The organism is Massilia luteola, from assembly GCF_034420155.1.
Lineage (GTDB): Bacteria > Pseudomonadota > Gammaproteobacteria > Burkholderiales > Burkholderiaceae_D > Telluria > Telluria luteola.
The window spans coordinates 45,148-65,143 of sequence record NZ_JAXOFN010000037.1 but is presented as its reverse complement, the minus strand read 5'-3'; the positions used below and the strand labels follow the sequence as shown (position 1 = coordinate 65,143).

14 protein-coding genes are annotated in these 19,996 nt (G+C 68.4%); 10 read left to right on the top strand and 4 right to left on the bottom strand.

What is annotated here, in order from left to right; genetic code table 11:
• Genes sdhA through sdhC form a run of 3 tightly spaced genes read right to left on the bottom strand, consistent with a single transcriptional unit; the run spans position 1 to position 2,566 of the window.
• Positions 1–1,779: a succinate dehydrogenase flavoprotein subunit gene (sdhA, locus tag U9J41_RS25460; RefSeq protein ID WP_322404969.1), complete on the bottom strand. Its 1,779-nt coding sequence runs from the start codon at positions 1,777–1,779 to the stop codon at positions 1–3.
• A gap of 2 nt (positions 1,780–1,781) precedes the next feature.
• Positions 1,782–2,150, bottom strand: coding sequence for a succinate dehydrogenase, hydrophobic membrane anchor protein (gene sdhD, locus U9J41_RS25455; protein WP_322404968.1), 369 nt, complete (start codon positions 2,148–2,150; stop codon positions 1,782–1,784).
• A gap of 2 nt (positions 2,151–2,152) precedes the next feature.
• Complete coding sequence (sdhC, locus tag U9J41_RS25450; protein WP_322404967.1) at positions 2,153–2,566, bottom strand: succinate dehydrogenase, cytochrome b556 subunit; 414 nt, start codon at positions 2,564–2,566, stop codon at positions 2,153–2,155.
• Between the two features lie 112 nt (positions 2,567–2,678).
• On the opposite strand from sdhC, the gene U9J41_RS25445 reads away from it, so the two are divergent.
• On the top strand, positions 2,679–3,620 hold the full coding sequence (locus U9J41_RS25445; protein ID WP_322404966.1) for a LysR family transcriptional regulator: 942 nt from the start codon (positions 2,679–2,681) through the stop codon (positions 3,618–3,620).
• Positions 3,621–3,650: 30 nt separating this feature from the next.
• Here the strand turns inward: U9J41_RS25445 and U9J41_RS25440 are convergent, their stop codons facing one another.
• Positions 3,651–4,541 (bottom strand): LysR family transcriptional regulator, encoded by an 891-nt coding sequence (locus U9J41_RS25440; protein WP_322404965.1) that lies wholly within the window; start codon positions 4,539–4,541, stop codon positions 3,651–3,653.
• 108 nt (positions 4,542–4,649) lie between these two features.
• On the opposite strand from U9J41_RS25440, the gene cuyB reads away from it, so the two are divergent.
• From cuyB to U9J41_RS25395, 9 genes are all read left to right on the top strand, one after another.
• A complete protein-coding gene (gene cuyB, locus U9J41_RS25435) occupies positions 4,650–6,164 on the top strand; it encodes a cysteate racemase (RefSeq protein WP_322404964.1) in 1,515 nt (504 codons plus the stop codon).
• A 27-nt stretch (positions 6,165–6,191) separates the two neighbouring features.
• On the top strand, positions 6,192–7,583 hold the full coding sequence (locus U9J41_RS25430; protein ID WP_322404963.1) for a glycoside hydrolase family 28 protein: 1,392 nt from the start codon (positions 6,192–6,194) through the stop codon (positions 7,581–7,583).
• Positions 7,580–9,724 carry a hypothetical protein gene (locus U9J41_RS25425; RefSeq protein ID WP_322404962.1) on the top strand — a complete coding sequence of 715 codons (2,145 nt, stop codon included), beginning with the start codon at positions 7,580–7,582 and terminating at the stop codon, positions 9,722–9,724. The genes U9J41_RS25430 and U9J41_RS25425 overlap by 4 nt, the downstream gene beginning before the upstream one ends.
• A complete protein-coding gene (locus U9J41_RS25420) occupies positions 9,721–11,469 on the top strand; it encodes a glycoside hydrolase family 28 protein (protein ID WP_322404961.1) in 1,749 nt (582 codons plus the stop codon). The genes U9J41_RS25425 and U9J41_RS25420 overlap by 4 nt, the downstream gene beginning before the upstream one ends.
• A gap of 65 nt (positions 11,470–11,534) precedes the next feature.
• Complete coding sequence (locus U9J41_RS25415) at positions 11,535–12,122, top strand: RNA polymerase sigma factor (protein ID WP_322404960.1); 588 nt, start codon at positions 11,535–11,537, stop codon at positions 12,120–12,122.
• Positions 12,106–13,074, top strand: a complete 969-nt coding sequence (locus tag U9J41_RS25410; protein WP_322404959.1) for a FecR family protein — start codon at positions 12,106–12,108, stop codon at positions 13,072–13,074. The genes U9J41_RS25415 and U9J41_RS25410 overlap by 17 nt, the downstream gene beginning before the upstream one ends.
• 219 nt (positions 13,075–13,293) lie before the next feature.
• A complete protein-coding gene (locus U9J41_RS25405) occupies positions 13,294–17,241 on the top strand; it encodes a TonB-dependent receptor (protein WP_322404958.1) in 3,948 nt (1,315 codons plus the stop codon).
• Positions 17,242–17,258: 17 nt separating this feature from the next.
• Entirely contained in the window at positions 17,259–19,370 is a 2,112-nt protein-coding gene (locus U9J41_RS25400) for a hypothetical protein (RefSeq protein ID WP_322404957.1), read from the top strand.
• A gap of 10 nt (positions 19,371–19,380) precedes the next feature.
• On the top strand, positions 19,381–19,971 hold the full coding sequence (locus U9J41_RS25395; protein WP_322404956.1) for an NF038129 family PEP-CTERM protein: 591 nt from the start codon (positions 19,381–19,383) through the stop codon (positions 19,969–19,971).
• Positions 19,972–19,996: the final 25 nt, after the last annotated feature.

Below are 19,996 nucleotides of genomic sequence, written 5' to 3'. Positions count from 1 at the left end.
TTAGAACGTGCGGGGCTTCGGTTTGAACGTGTCGACGGTGAGCGGCTTGGTCGTGACCGGCTTGTAGTCGAGGCGATTGCCTTCCGAGTAGAACAGCGTGTGCTTCATCCAGTTCTCGTCGTCGCGGTGCTCGAAATCGCTGTGGGCGTGGGCGCCGCGCGATTCCTTGCGCGCCGCCGCCGACACGACGGTCGCCTTGGCCACTTCGATCAGGTTGTCCAGTTCGATCGCCTCGATGCGCGCCGTGTTGAACACCTTCGACTTGTCCTTGAACGAGACGTGCTTGCGGCGCTCGTCCAGCGCCATGATCTCGCGCACGCCCTCGTCCATCAGCGCCTGCGTACGGAACACGCCGCAGTGCTTCTGCATCGTGGCGCGGATCGCGTTGGCCACGTCCTGCACCTTTTCGCCACCGGTCGAGTTTTCCAGGCGGTTCAGGCGGCCCAGCGCGTAGTCGGCGAAGTCCGCCGGCAGCGCGCGGTTGCCCTGCTCCTTCAGGTTCTGCGCGACGATGTGGTTGCCGGCCGCGCGGCCGAACACCACCAGATCCAAGAGCGAGTTCGTGCCGAGACGGTTCGCGCCGTGCACCGACACGCACGAGCATTCGCCGATCGCGTACAGGCCATTGACCACTTTCTGCGAACCGGTGCCGTCCGGGGTGACGACCTGGCCGTGGATGTTGGTCGGGATGCCGCCCATCTGGTAGTGGATGGTCGGGACGACCGGGATCGGTTCCTTGGTCGCGTCGACGTTGGCGAACTTGTGGCCGATTTCCAGGATCGACGGCAGGCGCTTGCGGATCGTGTCCGCGCCGATGTGGCGCAGGTCGAGCAGCACGTGGTCCTTGTTCGGGCCGACGCCGCGGCCTTCCTTGATTTCCTGGTCCATCGAGCGCGACACGAAGTCGCGCGGCGCCAGGTCTTTCAGCGTCGGGGCGTAGCGCTCCATGAAACGTTCGCCGTTCGAGTTGATCAGGATGCCGCCCTCGCCGCGCACGCCTTCCGTGATCAGCACGCCCGCGCCGGCCACACCGGTCGGGTGGAACTGCCAGAACTCCATGTCCTGCAGCGGGATGCCGGCACGCGCCGCCATGCCCAGGCCGTCGCCGGTGTTGATGAAGGCATTGGTCGACGCGGCGAAGATACGGCCCGCGCCGCCCGTGGCGAACACGGTCGTTTTCGCCTGCAGCATCATGACGTCGCCCGTTTCCATTTCCAGCGCGACGACGCCGAGGACGTCGCCGTCGGCATTACGGACCAGGTCCAGCGCCTGCCACTCGACGAAGAAGTGCGTGCGCGAGCGGACGTTACGCTGGTACAGCGTGTGCAGCAGCGCGTGGCCGGTACGGTCGGCGGCGGCGCAGGCGCGCTGCACCGGCTTCTCGCCGAAGTTGGCGGTGTGGCCACCGAACGGACGTTGATAAATCGTGCCGTCCGGGTTGCGGTCGAACGGCATGCCGAAGTGTTCGAGCTCGTACACGACCTTCGGCGCTTCGCGGCACATGAATTCGATGGCGTCCTGGTCGCCCAGGTAGTCGCCGCCCTTGACGGTGTCGAACATGTGCCAGAACCAGTCGTCTTCCGACATGTTGCCGAGCGCGGCGCCGATGCCGCCCTGTGCGGCGACGGTGTGCGAACGGGTCGGGAAGACTTTCGACAGCACGGCCACATTCAGGCCGGCTTCGGACAACTGCAGTGCGGCGCGCAGGCCGGATCCGCCGGCGCCGACGATGACCACGTCGAAATGACGGACGGGGATTGCGGGTTTGATTGCTGCCACGATTACACGCTCCAGAGAATTTGCACAGTCCAGGCGGCGCAGGCGAGCAGCCAGAGCACCGTGGCGATCTGCAGGGTCAGGCGGATGCCGACCGGTTTGACGTAGTCCATCCAGATGTCACGGATGCCGACCCACACGTGGTAGAACAGGCCGAAGAACGTGACCATCGTGAAAAGCTTGAACCACTGGCGGGCGAACAGGCCGGCCCAGCCTTCGTAGGTGAAATTCTGCCCGGTCAGGAACGAGACCAGCAGGATGACGGTAAACACGACCATCACGATGGCGGTGACGCGCTGCGCGAGCCAGTCGCGCATGCCGTAGTGCGCGCCGACGACGAGGCGGCGCTGTCCGATGTTGTTGGGGGTAGCCATGATTAAAACACTCCGAACAGTTTGAGGGCGACCAGCAGGGTCAGGGCCAGGCTGACGACCAGCACCCAGCGCGCGGTGCGCTGCGCGGCGTCCTTGTCGAGGGCCATGTGGTTGTCCATGAACAGGTGGCGGATGCCGGCGCAGAAGTGGTGCAGGTAACCCCAGGACAGGCCTAGGATGACGATCTTCGTGAACGGATGGCTGACGATCCCGGCGAAGTGCGCAAACGAGATCTCGGAACGGACGCTCTGCTCGAACAGGTAGAGCAGGAACGGCAGGAAGAGGAACAGCACGAAGCCGCTGATACGGTGCAGGATCGACACGATGGCTGACGGCGGCTGCTTGTAATTCATCGTGATGTCCGTAATGCTCACATTACGGATCGGCTGCCTTCGTTTTTGCAAAGCTTCGGACATTGGCACAGCTTCCATGGTGGGTTGGAGGGATGAAACACTCATTATCGTAAAGAACGGCTATACTGTCCAATATATGGATCGTTTTGAATCCATATTTAAAACAGATACCGGCATGGAACTACGACATCTGCGTTATTTCATCGCGGTCGCGGAGGAAGGCAACGTCACCCGGGCGGCCGAGCGGCTCGGGATTGGCCAGCCGCCGCTGAGCCAGCAGATCATCGCGCTCGAGCGCGAACTCGACGTGCAGCTGTTTCACCGCACGGGCCACGGCGTGGTACCGACCGAAGCCGGCAAGACGCTGCTCATCGACGCCAAGCGCCTGCTGAACGACGCGCAGGACGCGTTTTTGAATGCGCAGCGCGCGGGACGCGGCGAGACCGGCCACCTGAACCTGGGACTGACCGCGTCCGCGACCTTCCACCCGATCGTCAGGTCGCTGATCCGGGCGTACCGCAGCGCCTATCCCGGCGTCGGCCTCACGCTCACCGAGGACAGGTCGGCGCGACTGCTGGAATTGCTGGCCGACGGCAGGCTCGATCTGGCGCTGCTGCGCCCCGGCACGCACTCGTTCGCCGGCGTCGCGTTGCACCAGATCGCCAGCGAACAGTTCAAGGCCGTGCTGCCGGCCGCGCACCCGTTGGCAAAACGGCGCCGGATTCCCTTGTCGGCCCTCGCCGGCGAACCGTTCATCCTGATTCCCCGAGTCGCGAGCCCGATGCTGCATGATGAAGTCCTGTCCGCGTGCCGCCAGGCGGGCTTCGAACCGCTGCTGGGCCAGCAGGCGCCGCAGCTGTCGTCCGTGGTCAACCTCGTGTCCGCGGAGTTCGGCGTGTCGATCGTCCCGGCGTCGGTCGGCCAGATCCATGCGGAAGGCGCGGTGTACGTGGACATCACCGACGCCAAGGCCGTCACGCAACTGGCGCTGGCGTCGCGCGAAGCGGATGCGTCGGCGAAGGTGAACAATTTTCTCGCCCTGGCGAAGCACACGAGCATGGCGGCCGCACGCCGGGCTACCGAAGGACCGGCCCCAAAGAACACGGCGCCGCGCTGAAGGCATGCGTACGGGCCGGCGCCGCCGCCGTCACGGCCGGCCGGCGCCGGCGCCGGCGCCGCCCGCAATCAGGTCGCGCACGTGGCCGTTCGATTTCGCGAACACGAACAGGATCTCCAGCTCGAGCCGCCATGCCGCGCCGCCCGCTGGCACGAGCCGCCCTTGCGCCAATTCGCCGCCGATCGCGCTCGCCGGCAGCCAAGCGAGGCCCTGCCCGGTCAGCGCGAGCGCCTTCAGCACGTCGGCCATGTCGGATTCGCAGGCGCGCGCGAGGGCGCCCGGCGACGTCCGCGCCGTCAGGTAGTCGACGACGCGGCCGAAATACGAATCGTTGCCGTAGGCGAGCAGCGGGACCGGACTGGCGGCGCCGCCGGGCAGCGCGAACAGCGGCGCGCCCGAACGCGCCGGCGCCGACACGGGCACCAGCGATTCGGTGCCCGCGGGGACGCACGCGAACTGGTCGCGGTCGACGACGAGCGGCAGGTCGGGATGGTCGTAGCACACCAGCAGGTCGCACTCGCCCTCCATCAGCGCGAGCACGGCGTCGTGCACGTTGACGGCCTGGATGCTTGCGCCCACCGGCCCGACCGCGCGCAGCCAGCGCGCCACGAACCCCTGCGCCAGCGTATGCCCGGCCGCGATGCGCAGCAGCCGCCGGCCGCGCTCTTCCTTGCGCAGCGCGGCGCGCGCGTCCGTCAACGCCTTCACGCCGTCGCGCGCAGCATGCGCGAATAGCGCGCCGGCCGGCGTCAACCCCATCGGAAAGCCGCGCCGGTCGATCAGGTCCGTGCCGACCCATTGCTCGAGCGCGCGGATCCGCTTGCTCAGCGCCGATTGCGTGATCCCGCGCTCCTCGGCCGAACGCGAAAAGCTGCGCGTCTGCGCCAGGCTCAGAAAGTCCTCGATCCACCTGATGTCCAAAACAGCCCCCTCAGTCCGCGCCGGCATGACGCCAGTCCCAACTTTCATACGCCCAGGCCGCACCCGCCTCAAGCTCTGGATTGTACAAACAAAGCGACAAGGAACGACATGCATCCCACGACCGGCTCTCTCGGCGTGATCGCAGGCCTCGGCCGCATCGGGGGCGCCGACCTGCGCGCCTGCCTGGCGCGGCGGCTCGACACCGATCCGGCACGCACGGTGCTGTTCGAGCGCGCGCCGCACGGCCATGGCACCCAGGCCGAACCGGACCAGCGCAAGCTGTACGTACACGACATGGCGCTGCAGCTGTGCGAGCGCGGCGCCGCGCGCATCATGCTGCCCTGCTTCATCAGCCAAACCTTCCTGCCCGAACTGCAGCCGGAAACACGGCGCCCGTTCGTCGGTATGATGGACGCCCTGCGCGCGCATTGCACCTCGGCCTACCGCCGCGGCACGCGCATCGGCGTGCTCACCAGCGACCACGTGCGGCGCGCCCGCCTGTTCGAGACGGCGCTCGGGCCGCACGGCTTCACGATACTGCATCCCGGCGCGGCAAGCCAGGCCGGCTGCGTCATGCCCGCGCTGTATGGCCCCGCCGGCCTGCAATGCCGGGGCCTGGGCGCCGCCGCGCTCGACCTGCTGCGCGCGGCCTGCGCCGACCTCGTGGCGCGCGGCGCCGACGTGATCCTGGCCGGCGCCAGCGAGTTCGCGCTGGCGGCCGGCGCGCTGCGGCGCTCCGGCTTCGGGGTCGTCGACACGCTGCAGGTGTACCTCGACTACGCCGTGCGCGCCGACACGACGCCCGCGCCAGCCCCGCCGGCCCGGCTGGGCGTCGTCGGCGGCATCGGGCCGGCCGCCACCGTCGACTTCCTCGGCAAGGTCGTCGCGCACACCCGCGCGCGGCGCGACCAGGACCATCTACCCATCATCGTCGACCATAACCCGCGCATTCCCGACCGCACCGCCCACCTCGTCGGCGGCGGCGCCGACCCGCTGCTGGCGCTGTACGCGGCATGCCGGCGCCTCGAATCGAACGGCGCCACGCTGATCGCCGTCCCCTGCAACACGGCGCACGCCTACCTGCCGCGCATCCAGCCGCGGCTCGCCGTCCCCGTCGTGCACATGCTGGACGAAACCGTCGGGCACATCGTCCGCCATTATCCGGACTGCCGCACCGTGGGCCTGCTCGCGACGACCGGCACCATCGCGAGCGGCGTCTATCACGCGGCCGCGCGCGCCGCGCCGTTCGAGCTGATCGTGCCGTCCGACGCCGGCCAGCGGCGTGTGATGGGGGCGATCTACGGCGAACATGGCGTCAAGGCCGGTCACACGACGGGTCCCTGCCGCGACGACCTGGCGGCGGCCATCGGCGAACTCGCGGGGCGCGGGGCCGGCGTGATCATCCTCGGCTGCACCGAGCTGCCGCTGGTGCTGCCCGCTCAGGCCGGGTTCGATGCCGGCGGCGTGGCCGTGGACCTCGTCGATCCGACACTCGTGCTGGCCCGGCGCTGCATCGAGCGCGCGGGGTATGCCACCACGCCAACCGATCACTTTCGTGAGCAAAACGGCTTTTTGCGCCCGCACCGGGCGAACGCGATCTACACTGCGTTCACAATTTATTAAAGACCGCCCTCACCAAGGAAATCCCGCATGAAGCCAGCGCTCATCGCCGCCGCCCTCGCATTCGTGACCACCCACGGCCTCGCGGCCGACTTCAACGTCCGCGACTACGGCGGCAAGGGCGACGGCACGACGCTGAACACCGGCGCGATCCAGCGCGCGATCGACGCCGCCGCGACGAAGGGCGGCACCGTCGTGTTCCCGGACGGGACCTACCTGACCGGCGCCATCTTCGTGAAATCCGGCGTGACGCTGAAGCTCGACAAGGGCGTCACCTTGCTGGGGTCGCGCAATCTCGACGACTATCCCGTGCTGCCGTCGCGGATTGCCGGCATCGAGATGCGCTGGCCGGCGGCGCTCGTCAATATCTACCGGCAGACACACGCGGCGATCGTCGGCGCGGGCACGATCGATGGCGACGGCAAGGTGTTCTGGGAGCGCTACTGGGCGCTGCGCAAAGCCTACGAGCCGCGCGGCCTGCGCTGGGCGTCGGACTACGACGCGGGCCGCCCGCGCCTCGTGCAGGTGTACGACTCGTCCGCCGTGAAGGTCGGCGGCGGCCTGCTGCTGCGCCGTTCCGGCTTCTGGACGGTGCACGTCTGCTACTCGAACGACGTGACGGTGGACGGCGTCACGATCGACAACAACGCGGAAGGCCACGGGCCGTCCACCGACGGCATCGACATCGATTCCTCGCGCAAGGTGGTGGTGGCGAACGCGGACATCGCCGTCAACGACGATGCGCTGGTGCTGAAGGCGGGTCGCGACGCCGACGGCCTGCGCGTGAACCGGCCGACCGAGGACGTGGTGATCCACGACGTCAAGGTGCGCGCGTCGAAGGGCGGCATCGTGTTCGGCAGCGAGACCTCGGGCGGCTTTCGCAACATCGAGGCCTACAACCTGGCGTTCGACCGCAACACGCCGGTCGGCATCCTGTTCAAGTCGGCGCACACGCGCGGCGGCTGGGGCGAGGACATCCGCCTGCACGACATCACGATGCAGGGCACGCCGGTCGTCATGCGCGTCAACATGAACTGGAACCCCGCATACAGCTACGCCAGCATTCCGCCCGACGTCAAGGACGTGCCGGCGCACTGGAAGGTGATGGCGACGCCGGTCCCGCCGGAACAAGGCATCGCGCGCTTCCACGACGTGAAAATCTGGAACGTCAAGGCCGCAGGCGCGAAGACCGCGTTCGAGATCGCCGCGTTCGCGCAGGCGCCGCTGCAGCGCTTCAGCTTCGACGGCATCGACATCGAGGCGGGCAGCGGCGGCTACATCCGCGACGCCCGCGACTGGCGCTTTTCCCGCACGACGCTGCGCCTGCCCGCCAATGCCCCAGTGGCGCTGGGCCGCGACAGCCGCGTGGACGGCCTGCCGCCGGGGTCCTTCACCGTCGCCGCACAGGAGAAGCAGGGATGATCCGGTCCATCACGAAAGTCGCCGGCATGGCGCTGCTGTTTGCCCTGGTGGATGCGCACGCGGCGGCCGCGTCGGCGCCGGCCCCGATCGACCGCCGCGCCCTCGTCGAACGCCACGATCCGCACCTCACGGCAATCGACCCGATGGCGCCGCTCAGCGTGGGCAACGGCCGCTTCGCGTTCACGGCCGACGTGACGGGCCTGCAATCGCTGCCGGACCTGTACCACGACAAGGGCACGCCGACCGAGACCCAGGCGCGCTGGTCCTGGCATGAGGACCCGAACCCGCACGGCTACAAGCTGGCCGACGCGAACCGCGACTACACCGCCTGGGGACGCACGGTCGGCTACCCGACCAATACGAAATCCCCCGCGGGCCAGTGGCTGCGCGAGAACCCGCACCTGCAACCGCTGCCGCAGATCGGCTTCGTGCTCGCGGGCGCCGGCGCGCGCAAGCTGACCGCCGCGGACGTGAGCGGCGTCGACCAGCGCCTCGACATGTGGCGCGGCCGCCTGGACAGCCGCGTGCGGCTGCTGGGCCAGCCCGTGAGCGTCAGCAGCGCCGTCGATCCGGACAGCGATACGCTCGCCCTGCGCATCCGGTCGCCGCTGCTGGCCAGCGGCCGCATCGCGGTGCGCATCGCCCTGCCCTATGGCTACACGATGGCCGACCACCACAACCCGCCGCTCGACTGGTCGCACCCGGACGGGCACCGCACCACGGTCCTTGCGCAGACCGACCGCACGCTGGTGCTCGAACACGTGCGCGACGCGGCGCGCTACGCGCTGACGCTGGCGAGCGGCACGCCGTTGACGATCGCGCATCCCGGGCCCCACGTGTTCGAGATCACGCCCCGGTCGGGCGACACGCTCGAGCTGACGATCTCCTTCGCGCGGGAGGGCCGCCCGGCCGCGCACGAGGCGGCCGCCGTCGTCCAGGCCAGCGGGGCGTACTGGGAGCGCTTCTGGCGCAGCGGCGCCGCGGTCGATTTCAGCGGCAGCACCGACCCGCGCGCGGCGGAACTGGAACGCCGCGTCGTGCTGTCGCAATACCTGACGGCGATCCAGCTGGGCGACACGACGCCCGCGTCGGAAAGCGGGCTGACGACGTCCACCTGGTACGGCAAGCACCATACCGAGATGGTGTGGTGGCACACGGCCCACTTCGCGCTGTGGGGCCGGCCCGAGTTCACGGCGCGCACGCTGGACTGGTTCCGGCGCACGCTCCCGCAGGCCCGCGCCGTCGCGCAGGAGCGCGGCCTGCAAGGTGCGCGCTGGATGAAGATGACCGGGCCCGAAGGCCGCGAAAGCCCGGGCGGGAATCCGCTGATCGTGTGGAACCAGCCGCATTCCATCCACCTGGCCGAGCTGCTGTACCGCGACAATCCCACGCGCGCGACGCTGGAGCGCTACCGCGACCTCGTGTTCGAGACGGCGCAGTGCATGGCGTCGATGCTGCACTGGGACGCCGCCAACAAGCGCTGGGTGCTCGGGCCGCCGCTGTGGATCGCGCAGGAGATCTACGACCAGCGCACCAGCATGAATCCGACGTATGAACTGAGCTACTGGGCGCGCGGCCTGGAGATCGCGCAGGAATGGCGCGAGCGTCTCGGCCTCGCGCGCGATCCCGACTGGGAAAACAAGCGCACCCACTTGTCGGCGCTGCCGCAGAAGGACGGCAAGTACGTGGCGCTGGAATCGCATCCGGACACCTGGGACAACATCGACAGCCGCCACGACCACCCGTCGTTCCTGATGGCGCTGGGCCAGTTGCCGGGCGACGGCGTCGACCGCGAAACGATGCGCCGCACGCTGCACGCAGTGCTCGCGAGCTGGGACTGGAAGACCAAGATCTGGGGCTGGGACTACCCGATGATCGCGATGACGGCGGCGCGGCTGGGCGAACCGGAGGCGGCGGTCGGCGTGCTGCTCAAGTCGGACGGCCCGAACAACGGCTATACCCAGGCGGGCCACAATCCGAATACGAAACTGCCGGTCTACCTGCCCGGCAACGGCGCGCTGCTGGCCGCCGTGGCGATGATGGCGGGCGGCTGGGACGGCGCGCCGGCGCACCCGGCGCCGGGCTTCCCGACGGACGGCAGCTGGGTCGTGCACGCCGAAGGCTTCAAGCCCCTGCCATGAGACGCCGCCGCTTCCTGCACGGCGCGACGGTCGCGGGCGCGCTGCTCACCGCCCGCGCCGCCGCGGTGGCCGTACCGGCGCCGGCGCCGGCGCCGGACGATCCGTGGCAGCGCGCGCAGGGCATCGTCGAGCGCTGCATGCGTCCCCTCGTCTTCCCCGACCGCGACGTCGCGATCACCGCGTTCGGCGCCAAACCCTGCGCGCTGGTGCCGGCAACATCCGCTTGGCGCAGCCGGCGCAGAGACGTGCTGACGCCCGCGCCCGGCGCCGCCGACTGCTACCCGGCGATCGCCGCCGCCATCGCCGCTGCCGCCAAGGCGGGCGGCGGCCGCGTGCTGGTCCCGGCCGGCAACTGGTACTGCAAGGGGCCGATCGTGCTGCGCTCGAACGTGCACGTGCACCTGGCCGCGAACGCGCAGATCTATTTCAGCGCCGACCCGGCCGACTACGCGAAATACGGCGACATCGACTGCGGGCCGGCGGGCCGGCTCGTGCTGTCGCGCTGGCAGGGCAACGACCTCCTGAACTATTCGCCACTGGTGTACGCCTTCAACCAGACGAACATCGCGCTGACGGGCGAGGACTGGACCAGCGTGTTGAACGGCCAGGCCGGCGTCGACGCGGGCGCCGGCACGGGTCCGTGGTGGGACTGGGTCGACCGCAAGGAGGGCCGGGTCAACGCGGCCACCGTGAATCCGCTGAATGCGCCGCTGGCGACGGTGGCCCCGTGGCTGACGCCGGAGCAGCGCGCGCTGATCCAGGGCACGCACCCGCGCTGGAACGGCGACCCGCGCTACCTGCCCGCGCTGTCGGAAGCGGGCGTCCCGGTGGCGCGCCGCATCTTCGGCATCGGCCATTACCTGCGCCCCTGCATGATCGAACTGATCGGCTGCACCGACGTCCTGCTGGAAAACTACCAGGTCGTCGACGCGCCGTTCTGGCAGCACCACCCGGTGGCGTGCCGCAACCTGCGCATCAGCCGGGTGAACATGGAAAGCCTGGGGCCGAACAACGACGGCTTCGATCCCGAGTCGTGCGATACGGTGCTGGTCGACCGCTGTACCTTCAACACGGGCGACGACTGCATCGCGATCAAGTCCGGCAAGAACCGCGACACGCAATACGGCGCCACGCGCAACGTGGTCATCCAGGACAGCGTGATGAACAGCGGCCATGGCGGCATCACGCTCGGCAGCGAGATGGCGGGCGGGATCGAGCACGTGTACGCGCAGCGCATCGAGTTCCGCAACGCGCACTGGGCCACCGAGCCGCTCGGGTCGGCGATCCGCCTGAAGGCCAACATGAACCGCGGCGGCTTCCTGCGCCACCTGTACGTACGCGACGTGACCGTGCCGAACGGCGTGGACGCGCGCCCGCGCCCGGGCATCGCCACCGGCGGCGGCGCCATCGTCACCATCGACTGCGACTACGCGGCCGGCGACGACGCCGTGCGCACGCGTCCGACCGCGGTGTCGGACATCCACATCGCCAACCTGCGCGCGGGGAACGTGCGGCTGGCCGACGGCGCGTTCTCGTGCCGCCAGGCGGTGGTGATCCTGGGGCCGGTCGCGTCCAGCTTCAACGGGCCGGCCGGCACGCCCATCCCGCCGGTATCGAACGTCACGCTCACCGACTGCGATTTCGGCACGCCGCGCAACGGCAAGGAACCCATCTACCTCCACAACGCCCGCAACGTCGTGCTGACCCGGGTGACGATCGCCGGCACGCTTGTCGACAGCCCCTGAAAAAATCTTGAGGAAATGTTCATGGCGTTCGTCTTAACAGATAGGGACCACGGATGAGCAACCGCATGGATAACGAAGTCATTGACTGGCTGACAATAAACTTTCTGCCGCACGAGGCGGAGCTGCGCGGCATGCTGCGCCGTGTCTGCGTCAACGCCGCGGAAATCGACGACGTGATCCAGGAGACCTGCTACCGGATCCTCGTCATGCCGGACCTCGGCCATGTCCTGAATCCGAAACCGTTCGTCTTCCGCACGGCGAAGAACATCGTGCTCGACCGCATCCGCCGCGATGCGGTCGTCAGCATCGAAACCATGGCCAACCTGGAAGACCTGGACGTCGCGGATACCGCGCCGTCGCCGGAGCGCGTGGTGTTCGCGCGCGAGGAATTGAAATGGGTGTTCGGCCTGATCGGCAATCTGCCGGACCGGTGCAAATCGGTATTCCGCGCGCGCCGCGTGCACGGCATGTCGCAGAACGAGACGGCGGAAACGCTGGGCCTGACCGACAGCGTCGTCGAACACGAAATGATGCGCGGGATGCGGCTGATGTCGGAAATGATTTCCAAACACGGCATGGCGCGGGCCGATGGCGACCGCCAGGTGGCGGCACCCAAACGTGCGGTAAAGACGAGCAATGTCAGAGATCGATAACGAAGCCTTCGCATGGGTTGTGCGCCGACGGATGCGCGCCTTGGACCGTGCCGACATGGCGGCATTCGACGCGTGGTACGCGGCGGATATCCGGCACCGGGGCGCGTATGCGCGGGCCCAGGCGATCGAGAACGCGATGCATATCGCGACCGGCGACCACGTCGTTCCCGCCGCGGAAAACACGCGCGGCCGCGTATTGTCCCGGCGCCGCAACCTGGTGCTGGGCGGCCTGGCCGCGAGCATGGCGGCGGTGGCCGGCACGTTCGGCTATGCGGCGCTGCATCAGGGCACGGTCCTGAGCACGGCGAAAGGCGAATTCCGCCGTGTCCCGCTGCAGGATAAGTCGATCGCCAGCATCAACAGCGGCAGCCAGATTGAAGTTGCCTTTACCCGACACCAGCGCAGGATCAACCTGCGCAAAGGCGAAGCGTGGTTCGAAGTGGCCAAGGATAAATCGAAGCCGTTCATCGTCGCCGCCGGCGACGCCCTGATCCGTGCCGTCGGCACCGCGTTTTCCGTCCGGCGGCTGGCGGCCGGATCGGAAGTGCTGGTCACGGAAGGCACGGTCGAAGTCTGGAGCCGCGACGGCACGGCGGCGCGGCGCCTGGTCAACGCCGGCGAACACGCATTCCTGGCCCGGGACGCCAAGGCGATCCCCGTGACGCGCCAGCCCGACGAGGTGAACCGCCGCCTCGCCTGGCGCGAAGGCAAACTGGTGCTGACGCGCCAGACGCTGGGCGAAGCGGTGGCCGATTTCAACCGCTACAGCCCGCGCACCATCGTCATCGTCGATCCCGCGCTGCGGGATCAGCGCCTGATCGGCCAGTATCAGCTGGACGCCCCGGAATTGTTCGCGCGGGACGTCAGCCTGATCCTGGATGTGCCGGTCGAAATCACCACCGAAAAGATTCTTATCGGCCGCGCGCGCGATCCCGGCCGGCACGCCATCTGACGGCGGATTCGCGCGCCGTTCGCATCACCTCCTCCACGGACCCGCCGTGCCGCAAGGCGCGCCGGGTCCGCGTCGTTTGCGTCCATCGGCGCTCCGCTCATGTTGTTGAGCGAATCAATTTGTCGGCCGAAGCCGGTGAGGAAACCGGATCACCGTCCGTCTTTACTAGTAACGGGCAGCATAGTTCCGCATCCAGGTAACGCCAGGAGAGAGAGAGACATGACCCAACTGCATGAATATTTCGGACGAGCCGGCATCGTCGTCGCCGTGAGCATGGCGGCGCACGCGGGTGCCGCGCATGCCGAGGACGTGCCGCAGCCGTTCAACATACCGGCCGGCGCGGCGACGCACTCCATTCCCGAATTCGCCCGACAGGCCGGCATCAATATCCTGGCCGCGGCCGATATTCTGGACGGCGTGGCGACCAATGCAGTGGTGGGCACGTTTGTCATCTCCGACGCAGTCGACCGGCTGCTCAAGGGCACCAGCCTGATCGGACGGATCGGCGCTAGCGGCACCGTCGTGATTCTGAAGCGCCCCACGGGCGCACGCGAAAACGCCTCGAGCGGTTCCAATATGACGGAGGAGACAATGACGAAATCTGGCATTCCCAGCCAACGAAAGGCAACCTGTTGCGCGGTATCGGCGGCAGTCATGATGATGGGCGCGCCGCTGGCGCATGCGCAGGCCCAGGGCGTGGACCAGCCGGCCCAGGCGGCGGCCGGCGACGCCGGCGCGGTGAAGCAGGTGAAAGTGGTCGGCACCCGCGCGTCCCAGCAATCCAGCATCGAGCGCAAGAAGAACGCGGCCACCGCGATCGATTCGATCGTCGCCGAGGACGTGGGCGCCCTGCCCGACCGGAACGTCGGCGAGGCGATCTCGCGCATGGCCGGCATCGCGCTGGACCGGGGCGACTTCGGCGAGGGCGTGACGGTGGCCGTGCGCGGCAACGGTCCGGAACTCACACGGGTCGAACTCGACGGCCAGGCCGTGCAGTCCGCCGGCGGCAGCGACATGAACGGCGGCGGCGACGGCCGCGGCATGGAATTCCGCCAGTTGTCGGCGGACCTGATCAAGAGCGTGGACGTGGTCAAGGGCTCGACCGCCGACATGACCGAAGGTGCGCTCGGCGGCGGCATCCAGATCAAGACCCGCACCGGCCTCGATTTCAAGAAACCGTTCGCGTCGCTGCGCCTGGCCGGCAGCCAGAGTAGCCTGAACAAGAAGTGGGAACCGGACGCCAACCTGATCCTCGCGGACAAGTTCATGCACGGGCGCCTGGGCGTGGTGCTGAATGCCTCGACCACGACGCTGGACAACGAAGGGCACCTGGCCCAGGTCTCGGGCAGCAACCAGGGCTATTACCGCCTGTACGACTTCGACAACTCGCCGCAGAAGACCTTCAGCTTCCAGCCGGGCACCGTCAACACGGCCGACGCGGCGACCGGGAACCCGATCCTGTCCTCGCCCCTGATCGGCGGCGGCAGCTTCAACTCGGCCACGCCGCTCGACCTGGTCACCCGGTCGGCCGCCGCCCAGAGCAAGGCCGACTGCATGGGCGCGTTCCCCGCCTTGAGCGCGGCGCAGCTGAACACGATCGTGTCGGCCAACCGCACCGCGGCCCAGACGCAGCGCACGAATGAGCTGAACACCTGCCTGAACCAGTGGAACGACTACACCCCGTCGGGTCCGCGCTACGTCGTCAGGCGCGAGATCGACCGCCGCCAGAACCTCGACCTGCGCGCCGACTTCAAGGTGAGCGACGAGCTGACGGTGTACGCCAAGGGCAGCTACAACAAGCGCCACGACGACATCAATTCGCTGTCCTTCTCGATGGGTAATTTCAGCGTGCAGAACGGCGCGACCAACGTCGAACCGGGTTCCGCGGTGGTCGACGCCAACCACCACCTGCTGAAATACACGTTCGACAACACGAACAGCAACGGCGTGGCCAAGACCGGCCAGAGCCACGGCATCGGCGTCACCACCGCGCGCTACCTGCAGCTGGGCGGCGCCTTCAAGCGCGGCGGGCTGACTTCGGAATTCTTCGTCGGCGACGCCCGCTCCGATTTCAAGAAGGGCGTCAAGGACCTGACGCTGAACGACTACTACGGCTCGGGCACCCTGCAGGTGCTGCCGAACGGCCTGTGGGGCTACAGCTTCCCCGGCTTCAACCCGACCGACAACTCGGACCTGTCGCGCTTCGCCAAGCTGTACCCGCGCGGCGCCAGCGGCGCGGTCCCGCTCAGCACCTACATCACCAAGGCGACGCCGGCGTACACGGCGGCCCAGCAGAACGCGGTCACGTCCTCGCCGAACCTGACCTGGGTCCCGACGATGTACTTCAGCGAGGAGCGCACCGCCAAGATCGACGTGACGTGGGCCACGCCTGAGTCCATCCCCTTCTTCAAGCGCTTCAAGACCGGCTACAACCTGCGCGACACGCGCAACGACAACTGGAACATCAACAACGGCGGCTACATCCTGCGCAATGCGGTGGGGAGCTACGGCCAGCCGGGCTATGTCGAACCGCTCGTCATGCCGTCGCCGACCCTGCGCAGCACGATGTACGGCTGCGCCGATACGCCCGGCTCGCTGGCGCCCGGCGGCAACAAGTGCGCGTACGGCTGGATCCCGAAAGGCGACATCCGCCAGGTCCTGGACGGCGCCTCGGTCATGACCACCGACCAGTTCATGGACATGCTCAAGCAGGTCATGACCCTGAAGGCCACGCCGACGCAGTTCTTCAGCGGCGCCAGCGGCCGTCCGGCGGGCCTGATCGACAACTGGACCCAGATCGACGTCGAGAAGCTGTTCGGCATCCTGAACATCCCCAACACCAACTTCGACTGCGTCAAGCAGTGCACCGCCAACGACGGCCAGCTCCACGACCAGCCGGCCCAGCACCTGAAGGAACGCACCGATGCGTTCTACCTGATGGGCGACTTCGGCCTGGACCACATCCCGTTCACCGACCACCCGCTGCCGTTCGGCTGGGAACTGGACGGCAACGTGGGCGTGCGCTACGTGCGCACCAAGGTCCACGGCACCGGCATGATGAGCTTCACGTCGATCACCAAGACGCCCAGCTTCGATCCGAACGTGCCGGACGCGGTGGGCGGCACGGAGACCAACACGGTCCAGCAAAGCACGGTCACGGATGCCAAGACGTCGGACGTGCTGCCCAGCCTGAACCTGGCCGCCTGGGTCATGCCGGACAAGCTGGTGCTGCGCTACAGCGCGGCCAAGACCGTCGCACGGCCGCCGGTGTCGCGCCTGCTGGCGTCCGGTTCGTGCACGTATAACCAGGTGCTGGCCGACCAGGGCGAGGACGCGCAGAAATGCTCGGGCACCGTGGGCAACCCGGCCCTGCAGGCGCAGAAGAACATCAACCAGAACCTGTCGCTCGAATACTATCCGAACAAGGATACGATGTTCACGATCGCCGGGTTCCGCCAGCAGGGCAAGGTCGGCCCCGCGATCGCGCAGGGCGTGTCGAAGTCGCCGCTGTTCGCCAACACGAACCTGATCGACCCGGTGTCCGGCGCGTCGCTGGGCGACCTCCTGTTCAACTACTCGACCTGGATCAACGGCTCCACGACGGGCCGCAAGGGCCTCGAGTTCAGCACCAAGACCGCGTTCACCTTCCTGCCCTGGTTCTTCCGCTACACCGGCTTCGACGGCAACTATACGAAGATGCATTCGGCGACGACGACGGCCAACATCGTCGACCTGCTGACCGGCGTGCCGCTGCCGCCGCAGAACGAGTCGAAGTACACCTACAACGCGGCCCTGTGGTACGACGACGGCCGGCTGTCGGCGCGGATCGCCGTGCAGGCCGTCGGCTCGCACTTCAACTGCATCGCGGCCTGCGGCGGGTCGACCAGCATGCTGAACTACCCGAACGTCGGCGGCGGCCGCATCGGCATGCCGTACAACCCCGGCTCGCCCAACTTCACGGACGCCACCCGCTTCATCGACGGCAAGATCTCGTACAAGATCACGCCGGCGGTCGAGGTCTTCGTCGAAGGCCGCAACCTCGGCAACGCGACCACGTCGCACAGCCAGGGCGCGTTCACGCCGTTCGCCGACGGCACCGCGAACCTGCTCGATTACGCCTACGCCGGCCGCCGCATCATGGTCGGCGTGAACTTCCGCACCCTCTGACTAGAAAGGCAGGCAATATGCGATTCAAGAATCCAACGCGGCTGGCCGTGGCCTGCGCCCTGGCGCTCGCCGCCCTTCCCGGCTTCGCCCAGGTGCCCGCCTTTCCGGGCGCCGTCGGCTTCGGCGCCAATGCGACCGGCGGCCGCGGCGGCGCGATCGTGCACGTCACGAACCTGAACGACGCCGGCGCCGGCTCGTTCCGCGACGCCGTGAACGTCCCGAACCGGATCGTCGTGTTCGACGTGGGCGGCTACATCGTGCTGAAGTCGCCGGTGTCCGTCCAGGGCAACATCACGATCGCGGGCCAGACCGCGCCCGGCGACGGCGTCGGCATCATGGGCGGCGAAGTCTCGCTCAGCAACAAGTCGAACATCATCGTGCGCGGCCTGCGCGTCCGCCAGGGCAACCTCGATCCGCTGACCGGCAAGAGCGCCATCGGCGCGTCGAAGACGACGAACTTCATCCTCGACCATTGTTCGATCGAGTACGGCCAATGGGATTCGTTCGACGCCGTCAAGGCCGTCGACTTCACCGTGCAGAACACGATCATCGCGAATCCGATCGGGCAGCAGTTCGGCGCCCACGTCGAGGGCGGGCCGTCCACGTTCTACCGCAACCTGTGGGTCAACGGCCATAACCGCCAGCCGCTCTCCAAGGACAACACGCAGTTCATCAACAACGTCGTCTACGACTACCAGGCCGGCTACACGGTCGGGAATACGGGCGGGTACTTCTCGCACGACCTGGTCAACAATTATTTCGTCGCGGGTCCGGGCACGTCGACGACCAGCAATTACTACTACCAGGTGAACAACAAGCAGACCATCTACGCGGTCGGCAACTTCGCCGACACCAATCGCGACGGCACGCTGAACGGCAGCGCGCAGAACAAGGTGGGCAGTTCGATCCCGTCCGCCACGCCATGGGCGCCCACGACGCCGGCGATTCCCGCGCTGGCGGCGGCCGACGCCTACTTCAACGTGACCGCATCGGCCGGCGTCTGGCCGCGCGATCCGGTCGACCAGGTTGCGGTGAACGACACCCTGTCGGTGGGCACCCGGGGCAGCCTGACCAAGAACCAGGCCAGTACCGGCCTGCCCAACCTGGGTTACGGCATCCTGAACGGCAGCACGCCGCTGCCCGACCTGAACGGCGACGGCATCCCCGACTACTGGGCGCAGGCGTACGGCATCGGCATGAACGACCCTGCGGCCGCCGGCGCGCCGTTCGGCACGTCCGGGTACACGAACATCGAGGCCTACGCGAACAGCCTGGTCCTGCCCGACCTGTGGACGGCGCAGGACGTCGGCGGCGCCGCGCTGGCTGGCGCCGCCACCTACAATCCGCTCACGCAGGCGTGGGTCCTGACGGGCGCCGGCAGCTTCGACCAGGCGCAGTTCGCATCGCGGCCATGGACGGCGGACGGCATGGTCACCGCACGGATCGACGCCCTCGGCGCGGGGCAGGCCGGCGTGATGGTGCGCGGCGCTACGGGCACGCAGGCCCCGTTCGTGGCCCTCGTCCTCGACGCATCCGGCACGCTCACGCTGCTGGCGCGCCCCAGCGACGGCGCCGCGACGGCCAGCGTGCAAGGCACCGGCTTCGCCGCCGGCACCTGGCTGCGCCTGCGCCAGGGCGGCGACACCTTCACGGCGTCCACGAGCGCGGACGGCGTCGCCTGGACGCCGTTCGACACCGCCCACGCGACCCTCGCGGCGAACGCGCGGGCCGGCGTCGGCGTCGCGTCCGGCGACGCGGGCGTGCGCGCCGCCGCCACGCTGTCGCAGGTGGCGGCGGGCGCGGGCTTCTACCAGGACGTGACGGCCAGCGTCAAGATCACCCGGTCCGGCTTCACGCTGAACCGCACGAACGGCATGTGGAACGGCACCGTGACCTTCACCAACGCGTCGGCCGCGCCGTTGTCCGGCACGCTGCTGTTCCGCCTCGATGCGCTGACCGGCGGCGTCACGCTGGCCAACCAGGCCGGCAGCGACGGCGCCGCGCCGTTCCTCGTGCTGCCCGTGTCCGCGCTGGCGCCGGGCGCATCGGCGACCGTCGCCACCAGCTTCCTGAACCCGGCCCGCGCGGCCATCGGCTACGTCCCCAAACTCTACACCGGCACGCTCTGAGGAGACCGTCATGCACATCCTGAAATCGCTGCTGCTGCGCACCCTGCTCGCCGCCGGCACGTTCGCCGCCGCCGGCTGCGCCTCGGCCAACCCGCTGTACCACGTGACCATCGATACCCGTACGCTGCCGGGCACGGGCGGCTACGTCGACTTCCTGTTCGCGGGGCCCGTCTCGCCCGCCGCGCCCACCGCCACCGTCGCCCGCGTGACGGGCGCGTTCGACGACGCCGACAGCTTCGCATGGGGCAGCCCGCACGGCGCGCTCGCCTCCAGCCTCGTGCTGGGCAACGGCGACGAGTACGGCGCATGGCTGGGCTTCGGCGGCATCCTCGCGTTCGACGTGGCGTTTGGCGGCATCGAGGCGCCCGGCGCGTCCGGCATGGACCTGTCGGTCGCCCTGCTGGGCGCCGACCGGTTCAGCTACGCGCCCGGCACGAGCGGCAACGTGGTGACGTTCAGCCTGCAACCCGGCCAGGCGGACGACGTGACCACCGACGCCGCCCTGGCCGGCGTGACGCCGCTGCCCGAACCGGCCGCACTGGCGCAGATGGCGACCGGCTTCCTGCTGCTCGCCGGCGCGCTGCAACGCCGGCGCCGCTGAACCGCACCTTTTTTCGTCTCCTTTT